Origin of the sequence: Pseudoalteromonas sp. S4492, from assembly GCF_005886115.1 — a bacterium.
Lineage (GTDB): Bacteria > Pseudomonadota > Gammaproteobacteria > Enterobacterales > Alteromonadaceae > Pseudoalteromonas > Pseudoalteromonas gelatinilytica.
This window is the reverse complement of the sequence record NZ_PNCP01000026.1, coordinates 19,519-46,139: the sequence shown is the minus strand read 5'-3', so window position 1 is coordinate 46,139 and position 26,621 is coordinate 19,519. Positions and strand designations below refer to the sequence as shown.

General features: G+C 42.9%; 22 protein-coding genes. 13 read left to right on the top strand and 9 right to left on the bottom strand.

The window, feature by feature from the left end:
* The first annotated feature begins 3 nt into the window (after positions 1-3).
* A complete protein-coding gene (locus tag CWC28_RS07970) occupies positions 4-1,209 on the top strand; it encodes a M56 family metallopeptidase (protein ID WP_063700647.1) in 1,206 nt (401 codons plus the stop codon).
* Positions 1,210-1,287: 78 nt separating this feature from the next.
* Here CWC28_RS07970 and CWC28_RS07965 read toward each other — a convergent pair whose 3' ends face one another.
* Complete coding sequence (locus CWC28_RS07965) at positions 1,288-1,671, bottom strand: MAPEG family protein (RefSeq protein WP_063700644.1); 384 nt, start codon at positions 1,669-1,671, stop codon at positions 1,288-1,290.
* A 235-nt stretch (positions 1,672-1,906) separates the two neighbouring features.
* Between CWC28_RS07965 and CWC28_RS07960 the strand changes: the two genes are divergently transcribed.
* Positions 1,907-2,785, top strand: a complete 879-nt coding sequence (locus CWC28_RS07960) for a DMT family transporter (protein ID WP_082873973.1) — start codon at positions 1,907-1,909, stop codon at positions 2,783-2,785.
* 41 nt (positions 2,786-2,826) lie between these two features.
* On the opposite strand, the gene CWC28_RS07955 is transcribed toward CWC28_RS07960, so the two are convergent.
* Together CWC28_RS07955 and CWC28_RS07950 are read right to left on the bottom strand one after the other, a co-directional pair.
* The gene (locus tag CWC28_RS07955; protein WP_054554646.1) at positions 2,827-3,144 is read right to left on the bottom strand and encodes a DMT family transporter; all 318 of its coding nucleotides are present in this window, start codon (positions 3,142-3,144) and stop codon (positions 2,827-2,829) included.
* On the bottom strand, positions 3,144-4,676 hold the full coding sequence (locus CWC28_RS07950; RefSeq protein ID WP_063700640.1) for a carbon-nitrogen hydrolase family protein: 1,533 nt from the start codon (positions 4,674-4,676) through the stop codon (positions 3,144-3,146). The genes CWC28_RS07955 and CWC28_RS07950 overlap by 1 nt, the downstream gene beginning before the upstream one ends.
* A 261-nt stretch (positions 4,677-4,937) precedes the next feature.
* Here CWC28_RS07950 and CWC28_RS07945 point away from each other — a divergent pair, with 261 nt between their 5' ends.
* Positions 4,938-6,038, top strand: a complete 1,101-nt coding sequence (locus CWC28_RS07945; RefSeq protein ID WP_233999161.1) for a GGDEF domain-containing protein — start codon at positions 4,938-4,940, stop codon at positions 6,036-6,038.
* Here the strand turns inward: CWC28_RS07945 and CWC28_RS07940 are convergent.
* Positions 6,031-8,313, bottom strand: coding sequence for a penicillin acylase family protein (locus CWC28_RS07940; RefSeq protein WP_063700637.1), 2,283 nt, complete (start codon positions 8,311-8,313; stop codon positions 6,031-6,033). The two genes, CWC28_RS07945 and CWC28_RS07940, sit on opposite strands and share 8 nt — an antisense overlap.
* Before the next feature lie 165 nt (positions 8,314-8,478).
* Between CWC28_RS07940 and CWC28_RS07935 the strand changes: the two genes are divergently transcribed.
* From CWC28_RS07935 to nadE, 3 genes are all read left to right on the top strand, one after another.
* A complete protein-coding gene (locus CWC28_RS07935) occupies positions 8,479-11,844 on the top strand; it encodes a response regulator (protein WP_063700635.1) in 3,366 nt (1,121 codons plus the stop codon).
* 17 nt (positions 11,845-11,861) lie between these two features.
* Positions 11,862-12,488 carry a YceH family protein gene (locus CWC28_RS07930; RefSeq protein ID WP_063700634.1) on the top strand — a complete coding sequence of 209 codons (627 nt, stop codon included), beginning with the start codon at positions 11,862-11,864 and terminating at the stop codon, positions 12,486-12,488.
* A gap of 67 nt (positions 12,489-12,555) precedes the next feature.
* Complete coding sequence (gene nadE, locus CWC28_RS07925; RefSeq protein ID WP_063700632.1) at positions 12,556-13,392, top strand: NAD(+) synthase; 837 nt, start codon at positions 12,556-12,558, stop codon at positions 13,390-13,392.
* Here nadE and CWC28_RS07920 read toward each other — a convergent pair.
* Positions 13,389-14,249, bottom strand: coding sequence for a sulfite exporter TauE/SafE family protein (locus tag CWC28_RS07920; RefSeq protein WP_249324951.1), 861 nt, complete (start codon positions 14,247-14,249; stop codon positions 13,389-13,391). The genes nadE and CWC28_RS07920 overlap by 4 nt on opposite strands.
* A 248-nt stretch (positions 14,250-14,497) precedes the next feature.
* On the opposite strand from CWC28_RS07920, the gene folM reads away from it, so the two are divergent.
* Genes folM through folX form a run of 3 tightly spaced genes read left to right on the top strand, consistent with a single transcriptional unit; the run spans position 14,498 to position 16,152 of the window.
* Positions 14,498-15,217 carry a dihydromonapterin reductase gene (gene folM, locus CWC28_RS07915; protein WP_063700630.1) on the top strand — a complete coding sequence of 240 codons (720 nt, stop codon included), beginning with the start codon at positions 14,498-14,500 and terminating at the stop codon, positions 15,215-15,217.
* 18 nt (positions 15,218-15,235) lie between these two features.
* Positions 15,236-15,790, top strand: coding sequence for a GTP cyclohydrolase I FolE (gene folE / locus CWC28_RS07910; RefSeq protein ID WP_063700628.1), 555 nt, complete (start codon positions 15,236-15,238; stop codon positions 15,788-15,790).
* A 2-nt stretch (positions 15,791-15,792) separates the two neighbouring features.
* A complete protein-coding gene (folX, locus tag CWC28_RS07905; RefSeq protein ID WP_063700626.1) occupies positions 15,793-16,152 on the top strand; it encodes a dihydroneopterin triphosphate 2'-epimerase in 360 nt (119 codons plus the stop codon).
* Here folX and CWC28_RS07900 read toward each other — a convergent pair.
* A complete protein-coding gene (locus CWC28_RS07900) occupies positions 16,149-16,583 on the bottom strand; it encodes a YqaA family protein (protein WP_063700624.1) in 435 nt (144 codons plus the stop codon). The two genes, folX and CWC28_RS07900, sit on opposite strands and share 4 nt — an antisense overlap.
* 57 nt (positions 16,584-16,640) lie before the next feature.
* Positions 16,641-17,012 carry a DUF4870 domain-containing protein gene (locus CWC28_RS07895; protein ID WP_054563699.1) on the bottom strand — a complete coding sequence of 124 codons (372 nt, stop codon included), beginning with the start codon at positions 17,010-17,012 and terminating at the stop codon, positions 16,641-16,643.
* A 205-nt stretch (positions 17,013-17,217) separates the two neighbouring features.
* Here CWC28_RS07895 and CWC28_RS07890 point away from each other — a divergent pair, with 205 nt between their 5' ends.
* The 4 genes from CWC28_RS07890 to CWC28_RS07875 are packed head-to-tail and all read left to right on the top strand — an operon-like array spanning position 17,218 to position 20,893.
* Positions 17,218-17,919, top strand: a complete 702-nt coding sequence (locus tag CWC28_RS07890) for a spondin domain-containing protein (protein ID WP_063700620.1) — start codon at positions 17,218-17,220, stop codon at positions 17,917-17,919.
* A gap of 9 nt (positions 17,920-17,928) precedes the next feature.
* Entirely contained in the window at positions 17,929-18,633 is a 705-nt protein-coding gene (locus CWC28_RS07885; protein WP_054563701.1) for a spondin domain-containing protein, read from the top strand.
* A 59-nt stretch (positions 18,634-18,692) separates the two neighbouring features.
* Entirely contained in the window at positions 18,693-19,418 is a 726-nt protein-coding gene (locus CWC28_RS07880) for a response regulator transcription factor (RefSeq protein WP_063700619.1), read from the top strand.
* Positions 19,418-20,893 carry a sensor histidine kinase gene (locus CWC28_RS07875; RefSeq protein WP_063700617.1) on the top strand — a complete coding sequence of 492 codons (1,476 nt, stop codon included), beginning with the start codon at positions 19,418-19,420 and terminating at the stop codon, positions 20,891-20,893. The genes CWC28_RS07880 and CWC28_RS07875 overlap by 1 nt, the downstream gene beginning before the upstream one ends.
* Before the next feature lie 21 nt (positions 20,894-20,914).
* Here CWC28_RS07875 and CWC28_RS07870 read toward each other — a convergent pair whose 3' ends face one another.
* Positions 20,915-23,080: a S9 family peptidase gene (locus CWC28_RS07870; RefSeq protein ID WP_063700615.1), complete on the bottom strand. Its 2,166-nt coding sequence runs from the start codon at positions 23,078-23,080 to the stop codon at positions 20,915-20,917.
* A 130-nt stretch (positions 23,081-23,210) separates the two neighbouring features.
* Entirely contained in the window at positions 23,211-26,609 is a 3,399-nt protein-coding gene (locus CWC28_RS07865; protein WP_063700614.1) for a S8 family serine peptidase, read from the bottom strand.
* Positions 26,610-26,621 lie beyond the last annotated feature (12 nt).

The following is a 26,621-nucleotide window of genomic DNA, read 5'->3' as shown; positions in this document are numbered from 1 at the left end:
GTTATGTTAGATGCATTTTTTAATTGGTTGTTAGATCAACAACTTTTGATCTCATCTGCAATTATGTTTTTATTGCTGCTAGAGCGAAAGTTACTAAGCCAGCTATCGGCGCGCTTGGTTTATACACTGTGGGCGCTTTTACCAATTAGTTTATTGTTAGCGAACCTACCAGAGCACTTAAAGCCAATTCAAAACGACTTTATCAGTAAGCTGACTATCACGCCAAACACAGCAATAATGCCGCAGTTTACGCTCACTTGGTTTGCTATTTATGGCTTTATTAGTGCCGCACTGCTGATCACTGCCGTATATTTTCATTACCGTTTTCTAGCAAAACTGCAATTAGCGCCAATTACCCTTGATCAGCACAGCAACCAAAGCATGCGCTTGTACCAAAGTAATCAGGTGAGTTCACCAATGGTTGTAGGGGTTATAAACACCAAGCTAGTGCTGCCAACAAACTACCAAAGCCATTACAACAGCCATGCTTTAGCACTTATTTTAGAGCATGAATCAGTGCACATTAAACGCAAAGATAACCTAATTAATGCCATCGCTTTATGTGCCACTATTTTGTTGTGGTTTAACCCTGTCGCTTGGCTTGGTTATGCAAGTCTGCGCCGCATTCAAGAGCTTTCATGTGATGAGCAAGTACTCAAAAATAAATCAACTGAACAACGAATTTTATACAGTAAGGCATTAGTGCACTGTGCAAGCTTTAGCAGAACAGGCTTAATGGCTTATTCACAATACGGAGATAAAAACACCATGTTACAACGTCTAAATCAGATCAAGCAGATCGACAACAGCTCATTTATTGCAAAAACAGCGTTAGTTATTTTTACAATGGGCATGCTTAGCAGTTTTGCCATTGCAAAACAGCCGATGTCCGTTGAAAAGACAAAAGACTATCAAGCGGTAATGCGCGTAGAGCCGATATACCCAATTCAAGCGGCAGAGCAAGGTATTAGCGGTTCAGTCGTTTTGAAATACGATATTTTACCAAGCGGCGCCACCAGCAATGTTAGTGTGGTGAGCGCAGAGCCTGAAGGTGTTTTCAATCGAGAAGCGAAAAGAGCCTTAAAACAATGGCAATATGCGCCGTCTGAATCTGGCTTTAAAAATGCCTTAGTGCAACTCGACTTTGCCTTAGATGAAAACTATCAAGCAAAGGATTTAATAGAGAAAATTAAAGTTAGCTCTAAGTAAAAGTAACCACTTAAGACCCTAAAGCAAGCGCCTTATTTAAGCCGCTTGCTTTGTGGTTTTTAACTCATTGGCTTGTGACTAAAGGCAAACAGCAATCATCGCCACAGCACAAACATAACCCACTAGCCAGACTAATGAGCGCAGAATATCTTGGTTTATGTAGTAGAAAATACAATACAACACGCGGGCGATAACATGCATAATTGCTAAGGTTTCTGTCACCTGATAGACATTATTGCTACCTATTACAACTGCCAGCGCGACGGCAAAAATAATTAGTGACTCAAAGCTATTTTGATGTGCAGCCAATGCTCGAGCACCAAAGCCTGTTAGTTTAGCTTGTTGTTCACGCGGATGTTTATTGTCATAGCCTGACAACTTATTTTGTGCAAAAGCCACGGGGGCTTTAGCTAAATAAGGTATGAGCACTGCGATGAGTGCGCAGATAATCAATGTGGTCATGGTATTTCCTTATCTTTTAACTGTAATAGCTCACCCTACCGCAAACAAAAAAAAGCCGCTACTTAAAACAGCAGCGGCTAGCAATAGCATCATTGTCACTATAGCCTAATGACAGCATAAAAGCCCTGCGGCATATTGTCACAGCTGAGTTTTTCTCAAGTTGGTCGATAAGCTAATGCTCTCATACTTTGGTTTTGTTACTCTAATTGCCTCTCCTCATTAATTTATTTTCAATATGACTTGGATTTTCTTAACTATTTTTGCGGCATTTATGCAGTCGTGGCGCAACGCTCTGCAAAGTAAACTCAGTGTAACTGTGAGTGTTGCCGGGGTAACACTTGCTCGCTTTATCGTTGCCAGCCCAATTGCTGCCTTGTATTTATTTGCACTTTATCAGTATCAAGACGCCGCACTTCCTGATTTTAATCTCGCTTTTATTGGCTACATTGTTGGTGCCAGTATCGTCCAAATCGTTGCCACTGGTTTGATGGTAAAACTGTTTAAAATGAATAACTTTGCAGTCGGCGCAGGGCTTGCCAAAAGTGAAGCACTGATGGCGGCGATTTTAGGTGTAATGTTCTTTGGCTCAGCACTGTCATTGCTAGGTTGGGTTGGCGTATTTATTGGTGCAATTGCGGTATTGCTATTAAGTGGCATCGCGAATGTTAAACACTTTAATTTGGGCACCGCACTGCTTGGGCTTGCCTGTGGTACTTCATTTGCTCTTTCATCGTCATGGATCCGTGAGGCAAGTTTAAATTCAGGACTGACTTTTCCACACTCAGCAGCTTGGGTGTTAGTGCTGATAATTAGCTTACAAACACTGATGCTGTGCGTGTATATTGCATTAAAAGAGCGCGATACATTTAAGAAAATGTGGCATCACAAAGGCACCACGACCGCTGTTAGTGTTTGTAGCTGTTTAGGTTCTATTGGTTGGTTTAGCGCCATGAGCTTGCAGCATGTTGCTTATGTAAAAACATTGGGGCAGATAGAAGTATTCTTTACCATTTTGGTATCGATTCTTTGGTTAAAACAACCGCTAAAACGCCAAGACACGGCGGGGCTTGTGTTAATTGCACTGGCAGCCATTCTGGTAATGCTACCCAATTAGGTGCGTTTCTAGTCATTAAAAAAGCGGCTATTGCCGCTTTTTTAATGACTAATTTTGAGCGTTATCACTCCGCTAATTATCAGCAGTACTCCGGCAATGCGGCCAAATGTGGCGGCATCACCATAAAATAAAATACCGACCAAGAAAGTGCCCGCTGCACCGATCCCTGTCCATACAGCATAGGATGTCCCCATCGGAATATCCTTCTGCGCCAACCACAACATAAAGCCACTAGCGACCATAAAGGCGACGGCTATTGCAATGCCTAACCAGCGGCTGTCTGCCTGTTGAGACATCTTAAGGCCAACAGGCCAGCCAATTTCTAACAGACCTGCGACAATTAAATACAACCACGCCATTATTGATCTCGCTTTTTCAAGATCACGTCATACAAATCTTCACGGCGGTCTTTTAAGTTTCTTACCGTACCTTCACTGTGAAGAATTTTCAGTTTATCCATATCTAAATCACTGAATAACAGCATTTCGGTATTCGGTGTTGCTTCATTCAAGGTCGCATCATGCGGGAATGAGAAATCAGATGGGGTAAGCACTGCCGATTGTGAGTACTGTACATCTAAACTTTCTACCTCTGGTAGGTTACCAACCGAGCCTGCAATCACAACATAACATTCATTTTCGATTGCACGTGCTTGCGCACAATGACGAACACGTAAGTAACTGTTTTTAGTATCCGTCCAAAATGGCACGAACAAAATATCCAGCCCTTGCTTAGCGAGAATACGCGACAGCTCAGGGAACTCAACATCGTAACAAATTTGAATACCGACACGACCCGCATCCGTTTCAAATACCGCAATTTTGTCACCGCCTTGGATCACCCAGTCATTTTGCTCATGGGGCGTAATATGAATTTTGCGCTGCTCATCAATTTTACCGCTACGGTGGCACAAATAGCTGACATTATAAATCTTGTCATCTTCTGCGAGCGGCATTGAGCCGGTGATAATATTGGCATTGTATTCAACCGCCATGCGCGACATCGCATCACGGAATGTTTCTGTGTATTCGGCCAGATAGCGAATTGCTTCCGTTTGATTACTTTGCTCAGTGAGCCCCATTAATGGAGCATTGAAAAATTCCGGAAACAGAATAAAGTCACTTTTATAGTCAGACACCGTATCAACAAAATATTCCACCTGCTTGAGCAGTTCTTCCACAGACTCAACACAGCGCATTTGCCACTGTACAGCACCGACACGCACAATTGATTTAGTCGACTCAAGTACCGTATCAGTGGGCTCAAACATAATATTATTCCACTCTAGTAAAGTGGCATAACCAACGGATTCCTGATCTTCAGGAAGATACTTTTTAAGTAAACGTTTAACTTGGAAATCATTAGATAGCTGAAAGCTTAAAATCGGATCGTACAGCTCTTTGTGGTCAACTTTTTCGATGTACTCCATAGGAGACATCTCTGCACTGTGATTGTAATATCGCGGAATTCGCCCACCCGCTAAAATAGCGCGTAAGTTGTACTGACGGCACAGCTCTTTTCGTGCATCGTATAAACGTCTGCCAAGTCGCATCCCTCGATGAGTCGATGAAATAACCACATCCAAACCATAAAGTGCATCACCCTCAGGGTCACTAAATACTCGGTCGTGACCATCAACAATGTCTTCGTAGGTATGAGGGTTAGAAAAGCGCGCGTAATCTACCTGCACACTCAAGGCGATGCCCACCAAGACACCATCATCGACGATGCCTATTTGCCCTTCCGGAAACTGGTCTATCAGCCTAAAAATAGTGTGGCTAGGCCAAGCCCCACCAAGCCCTGGATAGGCTTGATCCATCAGAGTTTTGATTTGTGGATACTGTTCTTTAGTGAGATTACAGATCGCTAAATGCGTTTTTTCCGCCGGCATAGATACTCCTTTTTTAGGCACGAGAGAATAATCACAGCAAACATTGAGTCAGTATGTTTCTTGATTTGCTTTAACTAGAGTGGCATCAATTGCAAACTCTGCCAAGCCCTAAGCTTAGCAAACTCGATGTGAACAAACGCTTAGCCTCATTCATAAACAGAACCTACCTAAGTTTACAAAGCAAAAGCGAGCAATTATAAACCTGCATTGTTCAGCTTTTAATCTATAATTATGCTACTTCCATGTGTATTAGAGGTTGGATTGATCAAACATTTATTAAAACAATCAAAGCAATCTGGCTTAGAAGAAATTGAACACGTTAAATTTCTGATTATTTCCAAAATCGCATACTTTGCGCTAATTGTTCATGCTTTGCTGATCCCCGCATTTGCCCACATAGGGGCGAACATGCTTGCGTTAGTTAATATTTTGAGCGTGTTTGCTTGGGCCAGCGGTATCTTCTTAATTAAGCAAGGACTGACTTCGCTAGCACTCAGAGTATTTTGTCTAGAAGTAATTATTCATGCAGTGATTGTCTGCGCCACCCTAGGCTTAGGTGCAGGCTTTCAATTTTACTTGTGGACAGTGTCTTGTATTTTAATGATCGATTATCAATTAACCTTTAAACGCGCTGCTTTTTATAGCCTAATGATGATTGCGACATTCGCCCTGCTGTATGTATTTTTTGCAGATGTTCAGTACAGTTTTGCTTACCCTGAACTCCTCCCACACGTGAATGTGATCAACATCATTATTGCTGGCTTACCTATGGTCTACGGCATGGGTCTAATTAGAGAAATCACCTTGTCACAACGTGTTGAGTTAACCGACATGGCCGCTCGCGACCCACTCACTAAACTCTATAACCGCCGTTTTGCAAAAAAGCTGATTACTGCTGCACATCAAAAAAGCATCGAGCTTGAGAGCAACCTTTGCATTGTTATGGCTGACATCGATAAATTTAAAAATATTAATGACAATTACGGCCACGAAAAAGGTGATACGGTGCTCATTAATGTCGCAAGGCTCATTCGCCAATTTATTGATGATGACGATATTGCGGTACGTTGGGGGGGTGAAGAGTTTTTAATTTTATTAACCAATACAGATGCAAAACAAGCCTTTGCAAAAATTGAAGCGCTACGTTTAAAAATCGCCGAATTAGAGGCGCATCACGAGTTTCCTGATCTCAATGTCACCATGAGTTTTGGGCTTATTGAATGGCAACCGCTCGCTTCAATAGAAAAAATGCTACAGCACGCCGATGAGGCGCTGTATAAAAGTAAGCATGCAGGGCGCAACCAAACAACCGTTGCCAAAGGCCAACACCCTGCTTTTAAAGATGCTGATGCGGTTAATTAACCGCATCGATAGTGATACTGTGGGCAATCTCTTGCGGCAATAATGGTGTTAAACCATTACTGACATAATCATTAAATCCTGCGCGGTAAAATTCTGACAATGGGTGCCCAGACTGCCCTCCCGGAATTGCCATAATTGCTTTATCTAAGTGCCCAGGTTGGACAATAAAGCGCTGCGAAGCGCCAAAGCTACGTCCTTGCACCGAAGGCATAAAGGTATCACCAAACCCTGGCGCTGTTGGCATATTCAGTAAACTTTTCAATGCGGGTATTTGCTTAGCAAATGGGTGCTCAATCACTAATTCGTTAACCTTGCCCCACTCCCAGCTGTGCGGGTTTTTACCGTATTGCTCGGTTAGTTTGGTGATAACGCGATCAAAAGCTCCTACCATTTGCTGTTGCCAGTTTGCATACTCAGGATTTAACCATGCCTGAGGCTGCTCTTCGATAAGTTGCCAAACAGCGGGCTCTAAGTCTCGCTTTACTGGTTTTAAGCTACTATCGAGGGCTTTTAGCTTATTCTCTAACGGACTAAATAAGCCATTAATCACTTCACTGCGGTAGCGTTTGACTAGGGTGTAGCCAATTGAGTCGCTACAAGCACACGCCTGCCAATTATTTAGCTCTTTTAAATACAGGGCATATTTATCGCCGGCAGCGCTAAGCTGTTTGACCAGCAGTTTATGCCAAGCCGTTAAGAAACGCGCTTCGTTATCATGTTGTAAGTCGTAAAAATCGTGTTCGTTAAACTGCTGCTTTTCAAATAGGCGATCGCGAATTTGTGCCGAGCGAGCCCCCATTGCATAACCACCATTACCAAAGCGCTGATCATCCTCTGCTGAAACGACTCGTGAGTTGCCTGTCCATAATCGGCCACTTTCTGGATTTTTTACAAATGGACGCTGCGTTTCGTTATCATGCCATGCTGCAGGATACGCTTGCTCTGAAACAGCTAATTGATGCGGAACTTTACGGGCAGGCACAGCCCCCATATTCTTCCAAGCTGCATTACCTTTATCATCAACGACCATTAAATTTTGTACAGGAATTCCCACCTCAGCAGCAAGTGCTAATGCATCGTCAACAGTGTTTGCTTGCTCAAGCTTAAGTAATTCCATATCAACCGCATACTCATGGTGAGCAACCCAACTTAGCGCATAAGGTTTGCCGTTAATTTCTTTAACCGGGCCGTACTCACTCATGGTTAAAGCGTAATTTTCGCTGTTGCCGTCATTGAGTAAAATTGGTTCATCTATTTGCCAGGTTTTCTCTTTACTCTCAAGTGCGACCCAATCCGCTGTATCTAAATAACCGTTAGTGAATCCCCACGCAATTTTATTATTGGTCCCAACAACAATGGCAGGAGCGCCTGGTAAAGACACACCAGTGATTTGTTGCATTTCGCCATTGAGAGGGTAATTAAGCTGAGCACGGTACCAAATGATTGGCACTGCAAATGATAAGTGCATATCGTCAGACAGCATGGCTGCACCGGTTTCAGTTAGCTGCCCAGTTACAGCCCAGTTATTACTGCCAAGTTCTTTTCGGTCGGCAATCTCTGTCATAGCCCATTGAGCGTCTTTAAGATTAGGAATACCGCCGTCATAAGGCGCTAATTGGCTGTTATCGAGTGCAGCTTGATAGAGGCTAGGCTGCGTAATAAAGTCAACCATCTCCTTGCCATATAAATCTTCGATTTCGATCAATGCTTTGTCACGCTGAAACGTCGTCGATTGCAAATCAAGGTACATGCTAAAAATGATTAGCAAGCTATCTTCACTTTGCCAAGGCTTTGCTTCAGCGCCAGTGAGTAAATACTCAAAACTATCATAGCCAACTTGTGCATGGCCTTCATTGACTCCATTCGCATACGCTTTTAATAGCGCTTTATCTTTAGCGGGTAATTGTGCAACCGCAATCTGACTACGTTTACGTAGCTGATGAAAGCGCATTTTTTTATCAAGTCCAATAGCGGCTTTACCAAATAACTCGCTGAGTTCGCCAGCAGCATTACGGCGCAGTAAATCCATCTGAAAGAATCGATCCTGACCATGCGCAAAGCCTAATGCATAGGCCGCATCTAAACGGTTTTCGGCATGAATAACAGCTTGCCCCAACGTATCTCGCTCGATCTTGACAGACTGCGCAATAGCGCCACTTTTACCACGGCCATCAAGTGCCGGTAAACTTAAGTTTAATACGCCATAAACAAGCCCGGTTGCGAGTAACACCACCACGAACAAACCTATGAGTAACCATTTGATTATCTTAAACATGCCAATTATCCTTGCGCTAAAGTAACACTATATTAACCTGAGTTTTGTGAAAGAATAGTGTTGCGATACAAATAATTGCAATTAGTACTCTTAGTCTACTGTTCATTGTTAATTACCACAGAAATTGTCTATAGTAGGTAGAAAGTATAAAACCCGATATTTCTCATGCCGCTAGCCACCGAAACAGATAATAAAAAGCTGCAAAAACTGAAGCTAGCCTTCTGGGTTTCACTCGCCTGTGTGGTGGTAATTGGCTTCGTCATCGACCAAATTAATTACAGCCGTGAGAAAGATGCTTTTCGGGCGCAGGAGCTTGCAAAAATCAGCGCCTATCGTGCAGAGCTCGAAGCCACCTTAGTATCTAACATTCAACTTGTTAGGGGCCTTGCCGTTGCCGTTGCTGCCGAACCCAATTTAGACCAAGCTCGCTATGAGCAAATAGCCGCGCCCTTATTCGCAACCTCTTCAGAACTTAGAAACATCGGTGCAGCACCGGATATGATTATCCAAATGACTTATCCTCTCGCAGGCAACGAAAAATCCATCGGGCTAAACTTTTTAGAAAATCCAGCACAGCGTGATGATGCGATTAGAGCTCGAGATGAAAATCGTATTGTTATGGCAGGCCCTTTGGAGCTTGTACAAGGAGGCCAAGCGCTGATAGCAAGAATGCCGGTGTTCATTCCTCCTGAGAACACTTTTTGGGGACTCCTCTCGGTCGTACTCGATGTAAATAAAATCTATAGCAATTCGGGTTTGATTGCGCTTAGCCAGCATTATGATGTTGCACTGCAAGGCCGTGGTGGTCGCGGTTTACAAGGCGATTTTTTCTATGGCTCAGAAGATATACTTAACACAAAACCTCTAAGCTTTACGATAAACCTGCCCGGTGGTGAGTGGCGCATGTATGCCTCGCCAAAATCTGGCTGGCAGCCACCAAGCTCTGCTGTTTGGCCTCTAAGATTCGCCATTATTTTGTTCTGCATTTTGTTTGCTTGTGCTTCACTATTCTTTTTGCGCATGGTTGAAAGACAGTACAAAAGCGAACGCATGTTAGAAACCATGAGTAGCCTTGCCAAAGTGGGTGCATGGTCATTTAACCTTGAAACAAAAACCGTGTATTGGTCAGATATGACCAAGCAAATATTTAAGTTTCCACTGAATGTTCAACCTGAGTGGCCTGCTAACTTTACCCATTTCAAAGCTGGCGAAAGCCGCGATAAAATTCGCCGTTTGAACGAGCGCGCAATCAAGTATGGTGAAAGTTTTGAAACACAAGTTGAGATCATCACTGCAGAAGGTGATGAAATTTGGGTGCTGCTACATGGTGAAGCCGAACACAAAAATGGTCGTTGTATAAAACTTTTTGGCTCACTGCAAAATATTGATACCCGTAAACGTGTTGAGCTCGAAAATAACAAAATCGCCTTACATAACGAGATTTTAGCGTCTCTCACCGTCAATGATGCGGTACTGACAGGTAATCTAAACCTCTCCAAGCATGTTATTGTGCAAGCCATTTGTCATGCATTTGATATAGATCGCGCCAGTATCTGGCTATTCAGTGACGATCGACAATCGCTCAACACCTTTGCCATTCACGATCAGAGCCAACCCGAATTTAATGAAGCCATATCGTTGCAACAAATTGAATTTCAAAACTATTTTGATGCCATTAATAATCACGCAGTAATTAATGCCAGCGATGCCCAGCAACACCCTCTGACAAGTGATCTTCGTAGCAATTACCTAGATTGGTTTAATATACGCTCAATGTTAACGGTGATTATTCCCACAGGGAGTAAAAGCATGGGGGTGGTGTGCGCTGAAAAATGCTTTACACGTAGGCATTGGAGTAAAAATGAAGAAAGCTTTTTAATTGCCGTTGCCGCACTCATTGGTAGTTTGCATGCCAGCCAACGTCGTATAGAGACCGAACAACAACTCGTTCAAGCAAAAGAAGCTGCAGAACAAGCCGTAAAAGCCAAAAGTGAATTTTTAGCGAGTATGAGTCATGAGATCCGCACCCCGATGAATGGCGTGATCGGCATGCTCAATATCATTAAACAAAGCAAGCTAGATAGCCAACAAAACCACCATCTTGAACTTGCGCAATCATCAGCAGAGTCTTTACTGCATATCATTAATGATATTTTAGATTTCTCTAAAATTGAGGCTGGTAAACTCGATATTGAAAATGTCAGCTTCAACGTGTCTAAATTACTAGGCGACACAATCGAATCGTTTGCTATTAAGGCTGAACAGAACAATACCAAACTACTGCTTGATACAACGAATCTTCATCACGGGTTTATTATCAGTGACCCCAATCGGATTAGGCAAATCATCAATAACCTAGTGAGCAACGCGGTTAAATTCACAAAAGATGGTGAGATAATTGTTATCGCCAAGCTCGAAACTAGCAATGAAGAATTGTTCTTGAACTGCTCTGTTATTGATTCGGGAGTGGGAATTAAGCCTGAAAAGCAAGCCACTTTATTTGACTCATTCACGCAAGCAGATGCCTCTACCACCCGTCAATACGGCGGTACGGGGCTTGGCCTTGCAATTGTAAAACAGCTTTGTCAGTTGATGGCTGGAGATGTCAGTGTCGTTAGCTCATACGGAGAAGGCAGCACCTTTAATTTCTCAGTAAAGGTTAAACGTGATCACACGAAACATGCGCCAGAGCCAAGTCATATTATTGATAAAAAACATATCTTAATTGCTGATAGCTGTAAGCTCAGCAGCAATATCGCCAAAAAGCAATTGCAGTTGTGGGGAGCTGAGGTAGAAACTTACAGCGATATGCCAAACTTATTAAATCGCGCAGCCATGCCTGATAATAAGGGCTGCGATGCAATTCTAATAGATTATAAGTTTTATAACAGTGCTACTAAAGAATTGCAGAAAGAGTTCTTAAACTACTTCAATGCCACCAGCTGCAAGCGTATTTTAATGGCGCCTATGAGCCTAACAGAAAAACAAACAAGACAAACCTTAAAAGTTGAGAGTATTATCTTTAAACCATTAACGCAGTCTGATTTATTTAATGCTCTTGCGAACGACAAGTACATTGAACAGCAGCAGGTTAATAAAGAAACCCTAATTACCAAAGTGATGACAAACAGCGGTAGCGCTGAGTCGCAAGTGTTGCTGGTTGAAGATAATAAAGTAAATCAGATGGTGGCAGGTTCGTTGCTAAAACAAGCAGGCATTAGTTTTGATATTGCCGAAAATGGCCTTGAAGCGATTGCAAAACTTTCAAGCCGAGAACAAAGCCCCTATCAATTAGTGTTAATGGATTGCCAAATGCCAGAAATGGATGGTTACCAAGCAACACGAGCCATTCGGGCAGGTGAAGCAGGCGCAGCTCATCAGGGAGTTAATATCGTCGCACTCACTGCAAATGCGATGCAAGGTGACAAAGAGCGTTGTTTAAACGCAGGTATGAACGACTATGTTACCAAACCCCTAAAATTTGACTCGCTCAATAAAAAGTTAACAGTGTGGCTAACCACTGAAGAATAAAGAAAGAGAGTAAAACCATGCAATTATCATCAATTCAACAACGTGTTATTGGCTGTTTACTCGAAAAGCAAAGTACAACACCCGAACATTATCCATTATCTTTAAACTCACTGACTAATGCATGTAATCAAAAATCTAACCGTGAGCCAGTATTGTCTCTCACTGAAGCGCAAGTCCAAGATACACTCGATGAGCTTATTGCATCACGCTTAGTGACGGTTGATGAAGGGCTATCAGGGCGTGTAAATAAATACGCTCACCGCTTTTGTAATACCGAATTTGGCAGTTTGCAATTTACTGAGCAGCAACGAGCCATAATTTGTTTGTTACTGTTACGTGGCCCGCAAACACCAGGCGAACTGAGAACTCGCAGCAACCGCCTCGCTGAGTTCAGTAACGTCAATGAAGTCGAAGCCGCATTAAATGCACTTATAGAGCAAGAACATGTTGCGCGCTTAGCACGAGAGCCAGGCAAGCGAGAGAGCCGCTACATGCACTTATTTGTTGACCCAGACAGCATTACTGAAGACATGGCAAGTAACGAGCCGATGCAGGATAACAGTAGTGAAGTGCAACAATTACGAAGCGAAATCGAAGATCTTAAGCAGCAAATTAACGCAATAAAAGCGCATTTAGGTCTTTAATAAAAACTGCGCCCGTAACATAATGTACTAAACGCTGACAACCACAACGAAAAATAGGAGCTCTACCATGCGTGCCGACATTCTGGCGGAAATGAAAGTCCAACCAACTATTGATGTAAAAGCGGAAATCACCCGTCGTGTTAACTTTCTTAAAAGCCGACTTATTGCTGCGCACTCTCGCTCACTTGTATTAGGGATCAGTGGCGGTGTTGACTCATCAACCTGCGGCCGTTTATGCCAATTAGCGGTGGATGAATTAAACCAAGAACATAACACCAACGAATATCAATTTATTGCTGTGCGCTTACCTTACGGCGTACAAGCAGACGAAGACGAAGCACAACTAGCCGTTGATTTTATTCAACCGAGTAAACGTATGACGGTTAACATCAAAGCGGCTGTCGATGGCATGCATGAACAAGCAATGGCCGCGGTTGTTGGTGGTGGCGCCGAATTGCCAGAACAAGCTAAAATCGACTTTATCAAAGGTAATGTAAAAGCACGCCAGCGCATGGTTGCACAATATGAAATTGCCGGCTTCTGCCAAGGGTTAGTTGTTGGTACCGATCACAGTGCAGAGAACATCACTGGTTTTTACACAAAATTTGGTGACGGAGCGTGTGATTTAGCCCCCCTATTTGGTTTATCAAAACGTCAAGTTCGTGCACTTGCTGAGCACTTAGGTGCGCCAGCAGTACTTGTGCATAAAGCCCCGACTGCCGATTTAGAATGTGATCGCCCAGGCCTGACTGACGAAGAAGCGCTTGGCCTCACTTACGATCAAATTGATGATTTCTTAGAAGGTAAAGACGTCAGTAGTGAAGTTGAAGAAAAGCTGACTGGCATTTACTTACGTACTCAGCATAAGCGCCAAGCGATCCCAACTGTTTACGATGCGCTTTAAACAACACTCAGCAATTCATAAATCGTAAATGACACCTCGAGGGCAATGAGTAGAAATAAAAAGCTAATGAGTTGCCCGCTTTTCACTTTTGCACACACATAAGCACCAAGCGGTGCGCCAAGCACCACAACAGGAATTGCAGCTAATAAGTAGGCTTGAATTTGTGAGTTAATTGTCTCGAGGTAAAAATAATTCACGATACTTGCAACGACAGACGTCACAGCCATAATGATCACCGTGGTTGCCGTTGCACGTTGGATATTCGCGTTATAAGCAATAACTAACAGCGCAAAAATAGCAATATCGGCGCCCGACCCTACCAACCCTGATGCAACACCACCCAGCGTTGCAATCAACGCGACCCGCGTTTTATTCACAATAATCTTTGTTTGGCTACAAATATGCTGAGCTCGGCGATAAATACGCCATGCTAAGGTCAACGCAAAACATAATAATAGTGCGCTAAAGACCCCTTTCACCGCTAACCTTGGTAAATGATCAGCAATGAACAATAAACTCAATACAGCGCCTAAAATAGCCATTGGCGTCGCGATTAACACCACTTGTTTGTAGTAAGGGATACGGCTAAAAATAATTGTTAAAGCTGCTGCTGTCATACCAAAGCTTTGGATAGCAAGAGAGAACACTTTCGCTGTCGCAGGTTCAATTGCTAATAGTTTGGTCATTACCGGAAACGCTACCGCACCGCCTCCTAGAGCCGTGCCACCAGCAACAAATGAGCCAACGGCCATCGTTGCAGCAATACTCAATTGCGCCACAAAATTACTCACCGCATTAGCAGGCCCTTGCGAAAGCAATAAAGTACTGTAAACAGCGATTATAAATAGCCATGGCACAGTCCGTAGCCAGCTAAATGATTTTATGACAGCAAACATAGTGAAAAAGAAAAGCATCAAGTATGGCTATTATGCCTGAGACAGAAAACCGAGCAACTGATCTATGTTTGACAGTATCGCGTAGAAAGTTTGGCAACATGATTGCAGTAAAGATGAAATAGTTCTGTAATTTGGTTTATAGTTGTTACAGTTATAGCCATTAAATACATTACATTTCGTATTAAAAATCTAAGGTTTTATATTATTTTATGTCATCGCCCATATTAATTACTGGCGCAGGCCAACGTATTGGACTCGCTCTGGCCGAGCACTTTTTAGCGCAAGGGCAAGAAATCATAGTCACTTATCGTACCCGCCATGCAGCAATAGATGTGCTTGCAGGAAAAGGTGCTACTTGTCTTCATGCCGATTTTAATAGTGACCAAGCTATCGGGCATTTTATCGAAGAATTAAAAACCCATACCAATCAGCTCAAAGCAATTATCCATAATGCGTCTAGCTGGGATTGTGAGGAAAATAACCACGATTACGCAGACCTGTTTGATAACATGATGCGTATTCACGCCAAAGCGCCTTATTTAATTAATCTAGCAGCTTCTGATTTGTTGCTGCATTATCAGCAAAACAGTGGCCAAGCCGCAGATATTATTCACCTAACCGATTATGTGGTTGAAAAAGGTAGCCCTAAGCACCTTGCTTATGCAGCAAGTAAAGCGGCGCTTGATAATTTAACCAAGTCGTTTGCCGCTAAATTTGCACCAGCCATTAAAGTGAATGCTATCGCTCCCTCGCTTATCATTTTTAACGAGCACGATAGCGACGAATACAAAGCAAAAACATTAAAGAAATCGCTAATGGGCATTGAGCCCGGCTGCGCCGAGATTATTAACAGCGTAGAACTATTACTAAACAGTCACTACATCACAGGTCGCTCTATGCCTGTTGATGGTGGCAGACATTTAAAATAACGAATTACTGAGAAAGCTATGCACGATGATTTAAAAAACAGTTACCAACAAATAATTAGCGCAGTGGGTGAAGATCCTGCTCGTGAAGGACTACTCGACACACCAAAACGCGCAGCAAAAGCAATGGAATACCTAACTAAGGGTTATCGTCAAACGTTAGACGAGATCACCAATAATGCGGTATTCACTTCAGATGCCGATGACATGGTATTGATCCAAGACATTGAGCTTTACTCTATGTGTGAGCATCACTTGCTGCCATTTGTTGGCCGCTGTCATATCGCTTATATCCCTAACGGCAAAGTACTTGGTTTATCTAAGTTTGCGCGAATTGTTGACATGTATGCGCGTCGTTTCCAAATTCAAGAACAATTAACCCATCAAATTGCTAAAGCAGTTGAAGAAGTAACTGGCGCGAAAGGTGTTGGCGTAATCGTTGAAGCAAAACACATGTGTATGATGATGCGCGGCGTTGAAAAGCAAAACTCAAGCATGCGTACATCGGTTATGTTAGGTAACTTCAGAGCCGATCCAAAAACCCGTAACGAGTTTTTACAACTAGTTAGAGGGTAATGATGGCCAACGCAATTATTAATGTCACTAACCTCAGGCTACGAACCTTTATAGGTTTTAACCCTGAGGAACGTGAGAAAAAGCAAGATGTAGTGATTAATTTAGAAATTCACTATCCCGCTGATCAAGCTTGTGAGACTGACGCAGTCGATAAAGCACTAAACTACAAGACCATCACCAAAGAAGTGATCAGCCTTGTCGAAGAAGGCCACTTTTTGCTGTTAGAAAAATTGGTTGCTGAAATTTTAGCAATTTGCCACCAGCATCAAAGTGTTCACTATGCCAAAGTACGCGTCGATAAACCTCATGCGCTGCGCTTTGCTGATTCAGTATCACTGACCCTTGATTGGCTAAAAGGTTAAAATAATTTATCAAGTCCAAGAGCAAAGGCAAGCACAGCTAAATAACGTGCGCCTTTGCCTAGGGTCACGAGTAACAAAAAGATTGAAAACTTAACCCTAAAAATTCCGCCAACAACCGTTAAAGGGTCGCCGATAATAGGCAGCCAAGCAAACAACAAACTGTAAACACCGTACTTATTAAATTGCTGTTCGGCTTTGTCTATCGAGTTTTGTGAAACAGGAAACCATTTACGGTCTTTAAATCGCATAACCTGCGTGCCCAGCCAATAATTCACACAACTCCCAAGCACATTACCCACGGTTGCACTTAGCCATAACAACCAAAGTAGATAGTCACCACTGGCTATCATTGCAGTCATCACTAATTCTGAAGAGCTAGGTAATAAGGTTGCGGAAATAAACGCGCTGAGAAATAACGATAAGTAGGCCATAAACATCACATAAAAAAGCTCAGCAAATGGCTGAGCTTTTAGTATATGGCAATTAGTTTACTTTATAAATTCTATCGCCATAGGGTATTTAACTTCTTTACCATCGTTGGCTTTAATCGCCGATACGACCACCATAATCAATGAGAATAGCGCAACCAATGGCAACAGAATGACACCAACGACAACAAACATCAGCATAAAGCAGACAATGTAGGCGATCATCATGGTTAATTGAAAGTTTAATGACTTGCGTCCATGCTCAGCTACAAGTGGCATTTCTTCTTTTTTTACAAGCCAAACAATCAAAGGTCCAATCACTGAGCCGAACGGGAAAAGCAAGCCGGCTAAGGCACTTAAGTGACAAAACATTGCCCATGTGCGCTGCTCTTTATCTGCCACAATTATTTCAACTTTTTGATTATCATCCATTTTAAATTCCTTGTTATGGGTCTGTTTGTCTCTCTACTATAAACTGTAATGACCTTTTACCCTAGCTAAATTGGTTAAATTTAATACTCCAAACCAACACTAAAGACTGTAATCAACGCTGTGATAAAAATGTGATAACTTTGTGAGAGTTTCTGGATATTGCTATTCGATACTGGTTTTGAATCATCAAAAACAGGAATCTCACATGAAAGCTTTACCTTTAACTTTGTTCGCTGCATGCGCAGTAACTAGCCTTGCAAGCCAAGCTGCTGAGCTTGATATAAAACTAACTAACCTCACGCAAGGTTTACACTTTACCCCTATCCTCATTACAGCTCATAACAGTGATAGCAAACTTTTCAGCGTTGCTATGCCTGCTTCTACAGCCCTACAAACTATGGCTGAAGGTGGCAATCTCGAGCCATTAATGACTGAAGCCACAGCCGCAAACAGCGACATGGTTGCCAATCCAGCTGAAGGTTTACTGGCACCAGCAAGCTCAACGATGGCGAGCTTATCCACCAAGGATGGCAATAACTACTTATCTCTAACAGCCATGCTACTGCCTACCAATGATGGCTTTGTAGGTTTAGATAGTTGGATGATCCCAACAGAAGCTGGTACCTACACTGTTTATCTCAATGCCTATGATGCGGGCACCGAAGCCAATGATGAGCTTGTTGTTGAAGGCTCAGGCATGCCGGGCACGCCAGGTATTCCTGCTGCACCGGGTGGCAATGCGGGTATGAATGGCAGCGGCGTCACCAGTAGCGAAACGAATATGATGGTGCATATTCATCCGGGTAACTTAGGCGACGACGATTTAGAAGCGGGGATAAGTGACCTCGATAACACCGTACACAGATGGTTAAATCCAGTTGCGATGCTAACAGTTACGGTTAAATAGGAGGTTATTATGCGCTTTTCAAAAAGCTTAATTATCCTCGCATTGAGTGCCAGCCTTGCGGCCTGTGGGGATTCAGATAATAACGAGGTGGAAGTAACAGATCCTGTAATGCCCGTTATGAGCTATGAATTTACAGTACAAGTTACGAATTTAACCAATGCCCAACCATTGTCACCGATTGCAGCCATTGCTCACTCTGAGGGTATGCTTTGGCAAATAGGTGAACCAGCTTCTGCTGCGCTCGAATTAATGGCTGAAGGAGGAGATAACAGTGAATTATTAGCAACTGATTTTGCTATGGCCTCAAGCTCAGCTGAGAGTCCACTCCCTCCAGGTGAGCAAGTCACTTTAATGCTGAGTACTGAGCAGCTTGATTCATTAAAAATCAGCTTAGCGACCATGTTGGTGAATACAAATGACGCGTTTACCGGTCTTAATGCAATAGACGTGTCTTCGTTAGCGGTTAATGAGTCACTGTCTCGCACTAGTTTTGCCTATGATGCAGGCACAGAGGCTAACTCTGAAGCACAAGGCACGATCCCAGGCCCTGCCGACTCAGGCGAAGGCTACAACGAAATGCGTGACGATATTAACCGTGTTGCAATGCACCCAGGTGTGGTTAGTCAAGATGATGGCCTGACAAACTCAGTGCTCACCAGCCAGCATAAGTTTGATAACCCGGTTGCTCGGATCACGATAACGCGGACGCAATAATAATCGCACTCCTTACACAGAAGGTCATAAGGATGTGCCTCTGTGATTTGGAGTGAGCCATGCGCCAAGAAAAATTATTAATCGTCGAAGATGATAGAGCAATCCGCCAACTTATTAGCACACAATTGCACTGCCTAAACTTACATATTGATGAAGCCTCGAGCGCAGAAACTGCAATAAAGAAGCTTGCCAGCTCAAGTTATGGCTTAGTACTGCTTGATATTAACCTGCCACAAATGGATGGCTTGAGCTTATGTCGCAAAATTAAAGAGCACTACCCAAGTATTGCCGTTATTTTACTGACCGCACTCAGTAGCGATATGGACAGAGTGATTGGTCTGGAAATGGGCGCTGATGATTACATTTGCAAGCCGTTCTTCGCTAGAGAGTTACAAGCACGAATAAAAACACAATTACGGCATAGGTCACAACTTATAGCAGCTCAATCACACCATGAAGATAGCGCTCAAGCGGCAATTCAACTTGGAGAGCTACACATTGAATTTGCCAGCCACCAAGCATTTTTAGCTGACCAAGTAATTAACTTAACCGCCACCGAATTTGATTTACTGGTCTACTTTGCCAAACACCCAAACCATGTTTTTAGCCGCCAGCAGCTACTAGACCAAGTATGGGGCTATCAACACAGCGGCTACGAGCATACGGTTAATTCCCATATAAACCGTTTACGCAGTAAGTTTGAGCAACATCACTCAGCCAATTTTATCGAAACAGTTTGGGGTGTAGGCTATAAATTAAACCCCGGTCAATTGAGTGCAAACTAATGAAATCAATGACGCTTTATCAAAAACTCGCTTGGTCATTAGTGATTATTTTTAGCCTGTTGTGCGCACTTGTTTTAAATTGGAGTAAGCAATTAGAGCAAAGCTCGGTACACCATGCTCAGCAAAATTTGCACCTCCAATTAGCCGAACATTTAGTGCATGATAACCCACTGATCCAGCAAGGTGTGTATGACTATAAGGCACTAGAAAACTTATTTCACACGCTGATGATACTTGGTCCGGCATTTGAATTTTATTTTGTAGATCCAGAAGGTCATTTACTGACTTATTCCGCCAAACCGGGGCAAGTCGTGAGGCAACAAATAAACTTAAGCCCGATACAGCAGCTGCTCGACAACCCCACTGCCACGCCAATTTATGGTGACGATCCACGTAGCAACGATGGCGTAAAAATTTTTTCGACCGCACCAGTTTATAATCAGCAACAACTGCAAGGCTATTTGTACGTGATAATTGGCGGGCAAGCTTACGATACAACCCTTAAAAACATTAAAGCCAATGATAACCTTTGGCTAGCCGCAATGTGGTTTATAGCCGCCTTAGTTGCGCTCTTTATTGCGATGTTGCTGTTATTTCGGTTTTTCACCTTACCGCTCAAAAAACTCAATAAAGAGCTTAATAAAATAGAAGCGGCTAACTACAGCCTAACCAAAATGTCATTGGACTCTAGCTATACAGCTGATGATGAAATTGGCAATTTAAGCAAAGGCGTCAATGCCATGCTGGCGCGTATTGATGAGCAATTTCAGTCATTACAGCACGCTGATAGACAACGCCGTGAGTTGCTCACTCATTTATCACACGATTTACGTACGCCACTCTCTTCACTGCACGGCTTTTTGGAGGTGATCAATAAACCGGATAGCCACTTAAACGAGCCTGAGCAACGTCATTATCTCAACCTTGCAATGGATAACTGCCAGCAACTAAAACAGCTGATTGAACAAATTTTTGAGCTGGCTAATTTAGAGTGCGGCCAAGTGAAAATACAATCCGAGACCTTTAATTTGGGCGAGTTGATTTATGATTGTGTGGCAAAGCTTGCTCTAACAGCGCAATCAGCAGGTATTTCGCTCAAGGTTATTCCCGAAATTTGCGATTTTACCGTGACAGCAGATATTGCAAAATTAGAGCGGGTGCTTACAAACTTAATCGAAAATGCCATTCGGCACACCCCAAATGGCGGTGAAATAGCCGTTAAAGTTAGCCAGCAAAGTGATCAGTTATACGTGGCAGTGTCTGATACCGGGGTTGGTATTCATGAGGATGAACTCAATGCGATTTTCGAACCTCATTATCAAGCACGTAATAGTATAAAACGAGGCTCAACAGGCTTGGGACTTGCTATTTGCAAGCAACTGCTCACCCTAATGGATAGTGAAATAAACGTAAAAAGTACCCTAGGAAAAGGCAGTGAATTTCGTTTTAATTTAGCAATGCAGGCATCCGCTTAATCACGGATGCCTGTGTTGTTATTATTTTTCGATACCCGCTAAATCGAGCATAAAGGCGTAATATAAAGCGGTATCTTGCAAGCTTTTAAAGCGCCCAGAAGCACCACCGTGCCCTGCTTCCATGTCGGTTTTGAACAGCAGCAAGTTATCATCGGTTTTATATTCACGTAGCTTAGCAACCCATTTTGCAGGCTCAAAATACTGAACTTGAGAGTCGTGTAAGCCGGTGGTGACTAACATATTTGGGTAAGCCTGCTTCTTAACTTGGTCATACGGCGAATATGACAGCATGTAATCGTAATAGACTTTATCATTCGGGTTGCCCCACTCGTCATACTCATTCGTTGTCAGTGGTAAGCTGGCATCTAACATGGTCGTGACTACATCAACAAAAGGCACTGCTGCAATCACCCCTTTATAAAGATCAGGCGCTTGATTCACAACAGCCCCCATTAGTAAGCCACCTGCACTGCCACCCATGGCAAAGATATTATCCTTATCACCATACTTTTGAGCTGCTAATGATTTAGTCACATCAACAAAGTCATTAAAGGTGTTTTGTTTTTTCAGCAACTTGCCGTCTTCGTACCAAGGACGACCCAGCATTTGTGAGCCACGGATATGCGCAATCGCAAACACAAAACCACGATCAAGTAAGCTTAATCGAGAGCTAGAAAAGCTCGGATCCATGGTCGCACCATACGAACCATAACCATATTGCATAAGCGGATTCGAGCCGTCTTTTTTGAACTTGTCTTTACGATAAACAAGGCTCACAGGAACATCGACACCATCTCGGGTGGTCACGTAAACTCGCTCAGAGGCATAATTGTCAGGATTAAAATCACCTAACACTTTACGCTGTTTAAGCAGGGTTTTTTCGCCACTTTCTAGGTTGATATCGTAGCTGCTGCCTGGCGTCGTCATACTTGAATAGTAAACACGTAAGTTAGGGTTATCTAACTCACCATTACCATAACTAAAGACCATATAAGTTGGGTCATTAAACGCTACGACTTGCTCTTGTTGGTTACGAAGGTCACGAATAGTGATACGGGTTTGCCCCATTTCTCGCTCTTCGTATACCAAATGATTGTTAAATAACTCGATGCCTTCAAGCTTTACGTTATCACGACCAGCAATTAGCGTTTGCCATTGCGCTTTATCATGCGCTTTATCGCGGTGCACTTTCATAAGTTGAAAGTTAACTGCATTTAAATTAGTAACAATGTAATACCAATCGCCTAACTTTTTGATGTCATATTCAAGCCCTGCTTCGCGTTCAATAAAACGTTTTGGCATTGCTTTGACATCATTAGCATCAATAACCGAGACGCCAGATGCACTGGTGCTACCATGACTAATATAGATCTCTTGTTGGTCTTTGCTCTTGTAAATACCGGTGTAATAACTAGTGTTTTCCTCTTCGTAAACGAGTTCATCGTCAGCTTGCGGGGTGCCTAGCGTATGGCGATATACTTGGTAGCCTAACAGCGTTTGTAGGTCTTTTTTGATGTAGTAAAAGGTTTTGTTGTCATTCGCCCACACGACATCACCTTCTGTGCCTTCAAGGCTTTCTGTGAGCATTTTACCTGTGGTTAAATCTTTTACTTTAATTGTGTAAATACGGCGACTCACGGTATCTTCACCATAAGCAAGCAAATTGCCATTTGGGCTCACAGCTAAACCGGTTACGGCAAAATAGTCATGATTTTTAGCAAGCTCATTCACATTTAAAATAACCTGCTTATCTTCTCCTAGGCTATCTTTGCTGCGCACATAAACCGGGTATTCGTCATCACCGCGCGTTTGTGAGAAGTAGTAATATTCCCCTTTTTTTGTCGGTACGGTATCGTCATCTTTCTCAATACGCCCTTTAAGCTCTTCGAATAGGGTGTTTTGTAGCGTTTGAGTATGTGCCAGTTTACTTTCAACATACGCATTTTCAGCATTCAAATGAGCAATAACAGCGGCATCTTTGCGTTCATCATCACGCATCCAATAGTAGTTATCGATACGTGTGTCACCATGAATGGTCATTTCATGAGGTATTTTTTTGGCGACGGGTGCTGCAATCTGAACTTGCTCTGTAATAACAGCTTGTTCTTTATTATCTGGGACTTTATTACACGCTGATAGAACAGCTAAAGAGAGTGCCGCAAGGCAAAGTGAATGGCCAACTTTCATGGGATTCCTGTGTTCGTTTTTATTATTCCGTCTCCAATATAAGTAAAAAAACTGCAATATATAAGTAGCCTTTGTGAAGCAATGTAAAAAGGGAGCCGAAGCTCCCTTTTATCAATTACTTATCAAGTAATTACTTTTGCTTACGACGACGCATAAATGCGAACGGTGCAGCAAGTAATGTTAACCATGCTAGTGAACCTGAAGAAGATTTCTTCTTCGGCTCTTCAACTACAACTGGTTGCTCAGATGCTTCATCAGCTAGGTTGTTAACTGTAACAGTTACCATCGCAGACTCTGAAACATTACCTGATCTGTCAGTTGCAACAACTTCAAGCTCAATTGATGTTAAACCAGCGTCATAATCAAGTACGTCTTGATTCATAACTACAACATCACCTGAAGATGTTACTGACACAGCCGTTGACGTTGAGCTAATTACGATAAACTCAGTTACAGGGCTTGCTAAGTCAGCACCGTAAGTTGCTTCTAAGGTACCAATTACCGTACCGTTTTCTGCATTTTCATTTACTGAGAACTCAGCATCAGCAACAACTGGTGGAGTGTTTGAATCAGATTCAGGTGTTGCAGCATATGCTTTAGAACCTGAGTCTGAAAGGATCATGAAATCTTCACCTGCATTGTATAATGTCGCTGAAGCACCTGGTTCAATTGAACTAACCACTTCACCAGCGTCATCAACAAGCATTGCATATACATCGCTTGATGCATCAGTGAATGTGTAAGTACCCATTGCAACATCACCTTCACCTGATGCAATTGGCGTCCATGTTTCTTCTTCTGTACGGAAACGAATGCTTGCACTCGCTTTACCCATATCTTCAGCAGTTAGACCAAATGCTTCAATACAGCTTTGCATTGTCAGGTGGTTATTACCGATGATTTGGTAAACATTGTCTAAGAAACCAGACGCGCTACCGTAACCGTGTGTAAAGGTAATTGCTGTGCCTGGCTCAACATCGTAGAACCATTCTAACTTACCATTTTGTACCGTTACATCGTATTCGCCATCTTGGTCCATATCGAAGTCAGCCATGAAGCCACCCACATAAGAGTGTGTAATACCTTCATTTAGAACAAGCGTCGTTAATGTCACAAAACCGCTTTCACAGATTTCAGTTGATACAGCAAACGTTTCGATTGACGCACCCACTAAGTCAAAGCGTTGGTCTTCATCAACATCATCAGTCATTACTGTTGGCGCGAACACTGGCTCAAGTGCTACAGCACCTGTATTTGTCACTTCATGTGCAACACCATTATCTGTTACCACAGGCATGAAGCTCATTGCTGCATTTGCTTTTGGTAATACGTGATAAACAAGGTGGAATGCTTCATCACTACCTTCAGAGAAGATTAACGCACCATCAAGTTCTAGGTTAGTTAAATCAGCCGTTGCATCTTGTGAGCCGATATTGTCATCCGTTAATGTCCACTCTGGTAACGTTGCAGGATCAATTGTCGCAGTTACGTCGAATGACATTGTTTGACCTGCAGGCACTGTGATTGACTCTGGGTAATCAAGAGCGAATGAACCACGCTCAACATCATCTGCATAACGTTGTTCAAGAGAAAGCGTGTACACTTTATCTTCGTTAGAGAAGTTCTTAACTTGAACTGTTTTAGTTAGCTCAACGGTTTCTGATGCATTCACTAAACCAAACGAAAGTGCTGCTTGTTTAGTATCTGCAGCCCACGCTGCAACTGGTAAGTTAGCCGCTTTGTTTACATCAACAAGACCCGCACCGATGTAACTAATTGGTGCAAGCTCAGCATCAGGGTTGATTGCTAATGGCTCCATAGTCACATTTAGGTTTGCAGTGTTCATTAACGTCGCTTTGATTTCAAACGCGTTACGCTCTGGTAGCGCTTCTTTCAATAAGCTCACCGCACCTGCTGTGATAGGACCAGAGAATGATGTACCCGTTGCGCCTGTAAGGCCATCACCAAGACCTGGATGAGCAGTCATGATGTTAACACCTGGTGCAGTAATTTCTGGTTTTAACAGACCGCCCATTGAAGGACCACGCGATGTGAAGTCTGCAATCGCACCAGACATAACAAGACGCTCAACCGTTAAATTAAATGTACCGCCCGCTTTAAGCGCCGTACCTGCTGCAAATGTTACGCCTACTGAAGGAATAGTAACAAGTGGCTCAGAACCACCCATAGGTGCTGGCGTACCATCATCAGTGTTGTTTGCGATAATAACAAATACTGCGCCTTTTTCTTGTGCGTAATATACTTTCGCACTGAAGTTACACGCACCACGGTCAAGAATTACGCCTTTACCTGTGAAATCAACATCATCAGCAAACGCTTCACATGCTGTTTGGTTTGCGTCAGGGTAAACTAGCTCAAGGTTGTCACTGGTGTAACTGAATGCGGTTTGTGGACCGAAGCTGGCTGGTTGTACAATCGCTTCTTCACCATTAACTGTACCACTACCAACTGATTCTTCACCTGTAGGGTGAGTCATTGCACCTACTGAAAGAGCGTTTTCAGTTGTACTTGGACCACCAACGATGAACGGGTATGCACCGTCATTACCAGCAGAGATAACAACGTTTGTGCCAAGCTTAACCGCTTGGTTGATGAATAAGCCTACAGCATCGTTGGCAATATCACCGTAATCACCACCTAGTGACATATTTACAACGTCAACACGGTCGCTCATATCACCGTCACCATTCGGATCCATTGCGCTTTCAAGTGCTAATAATTGCGCAAGACCTGGACAGCCACTATTACACACAGAGTAAACGAATAAATCTACGTTTGGCGCGATACCGTTCACAGAGTGAGAAACGTGTGTACCGTGGTTAGTTGTCACATCGATAGGGTCAGCATCATCATTAATAAAGTCGTAGCCGCCTAATACCTTACCTTGTGGCCAATCTACAGAAGCAGGGTCAGCAATCGCTGCAGCATATGCTTCATCTGTACCCGCACCGCCAAAAGCAGTGTGAGTGTAGTCAATACCTGTATCAAGTACAGCAACACGAACACCTTCACCTGTTGCTAAACCATTAGAAACTAAAGGCGTTGCTTCAATATAGTCAGCGCTGTCAGCAACATGCAACTCATAATCGTATACTGGGTAAATGCCCTCAACTTGAGAATTCGATAGTAACTTAGCAACATCTTGCTTGTTACCATTCACTACGATTGAACTTACTAATGTTGATGTTTTAGCAACAACTTGTACTGGTAAATCCATGCTATTAATAGCTTGTTCTACGCTTGCTTGCGCTACTTTTGCTTGCGCTTGAATCGATGCTACATCTGCACCCATTGTTTTCGCATTAATTGTTGCTGGAGCATTTAATTTTACTAGCCAGCTTGTCGCTTCACGATGAGCTTTCTGTTCTTTTTTAGTGACGGCGCTCGATTTAATTAATTTTTTACCGGCAAGATTATATTTAGAAAAGTCATTAGCTTGTGCACTAGCGCACATTGCACTGGTTACAGCCAAAGCAACTGCAGTTCTTTTTATTAGATTATTAGACATGGGTTCCCCTGG

What these genes read in the sequence shown, in the direction of transcription:
- CWC28_RS07970 (WP_063700647.1), top strand. Translation starts at nt 4, where the DNA reads ATGTTAGATGCATTTTTTAATTGGTTGTTAGATCAACAACTTTTGATC.
- CWC28_RS07965 (WP_063700644.1), bottom strand. Translation starts at nt 1,671, where the DNA reads ATGACCACATTGATTATCTGCGCACTCATCGCAGTGCTCATACCTTAT.
- CWC28_RS07960 (WP_082873973.1), top strand. Translation starts at nt 1,907, where the DNA reads ATGACTTGGATTTTCTTAACTATTTTTGCGGCATTTATGCAGTCGTGG.
- CWC28_RS07955 (WP_054554646.1), bottom strand. Translation starts at nt 3,144, where the DNA reads ATGGCGTGGTTGTATTTAATTGTCGCAGGTCTGTTAGAAATTGGCTGG.
- CWC28_RS07950 (WP_063700640.1), bottom strand. Translation starts at nt 4,676, where the DNA reads ATGCCGGCGGAAAAAACGCATTTAGCGATCTGTAATCTCACTAAAGAA.
- CWC28_RS07940 (WP_063700637.1), bottom strand. Translation starts at nt 8,313, where the DNA reads ATGTTTAAGATAATCAAATGGTTACTCATAGGTTTGTTCGTGGTGGTG.
- CWC28_RS07935 (WP_063700635.1), top strand. Translation starts at nt 8,479, where the DNA reads ATGCCGCTAGCCACCGAAACAGATAATAAAAAGCTGCAAAAACTGAAG.
- CWC28_RS07930 (WP_063700634.1), top strand. Translation starts at nt 11,862, where the DNA reads ATGCAATTATCATCAATTCAACAACGTGTTATTGGCTGTTTACTCGAA.
- nadE (WP_063700632.1), top strand. Translation starts at nt 12,556, where the DNA reads ATGCGTGCCGACATTCTGGCGGAAATGAAAGTCCAACCAACTATTGAT.
- folM (WP_063700630.1), top strand. Translation starts at nt 14,498, where the DNA reads ATGTCATCGCCCATATTAATTACTGGCGCAGGCCAACGTATTGGACTC.
- folE (WP_063700628.1), top strand. Translation starts at nt 15,236, where the DNA reads ATGCACGATGATTTAAAAAACAGTTACCAACAAATAATTAGCGCAGTG.
- folX (WP_063700626.1), top strand. Translation starts at nt 15,793, where the DNA reads ATGGCCAACGCAATTATTAATGTCACTAACCTCAGGCTACGAACCTTT.
- CWC28_RS07900 (WP_063700624.1), bottom strand. Translation starts at nt 16,583, where the DNA reads ATGGCCTACTTATCGTTATTTCTCAGCGCGTTTATTTCCGCAACCTTA.
- CWC28_RS07895 (WP_054563699.1), bottom strand. Translation starts at nt 17,012, where the DNA reads ATGGATGATAATCAAAAAGTTGAAATAATTGTGGCAGATAAAGAGCAG.
- CWC28_RS07890 (WP_063700620.1), top strand. Translation starts at nt 17,218, where the DNA reads ATGAAAGCTTTACCTTTAACTTTGTTCGCTGCATGCGCAGTAACTAGC.
- CWC28_RS07885 (WP_054563701.1), top strand. Translation starts at nt 17,929, where the DNA reads ATGCGCTTTTCAAAAAGCTTAATTATCCTCGCATTGAGTGCCAGCCTT.
- CWC28_RS07880 (WP_063700619.1), top strand. Translation starts at nt 18,693, where the DNA reads ATGCGCCAAGAAAAATTATTAATCGTCGAAGATGATAGAGCAATCCGC.
- CWC28_RS07875 (WP_063700617.1), top strand. Translation starts at nt 19,418, where the DNA reads ATGAAATCAATGACGCTTTATCAAAAACTCGCTTGGTCATTAGTGATT.
- CWC28_RS07870 (WP_063700615.1), bottom strand. Translation starts at nt 23,080, where the DNA reads ATGAAAGTTGGCCATTCACTTTGCCTTGCGGCACTCTCTTTAGCTGTT.
- CWC28_RS07865 (WP_063700614.1), bottom strand. Translation starts at nt 26,609, where the DNA reads ATGTCTAATAATCTAATAAAAAGAACTGCAGTTGCTTTGGCTGTAACC.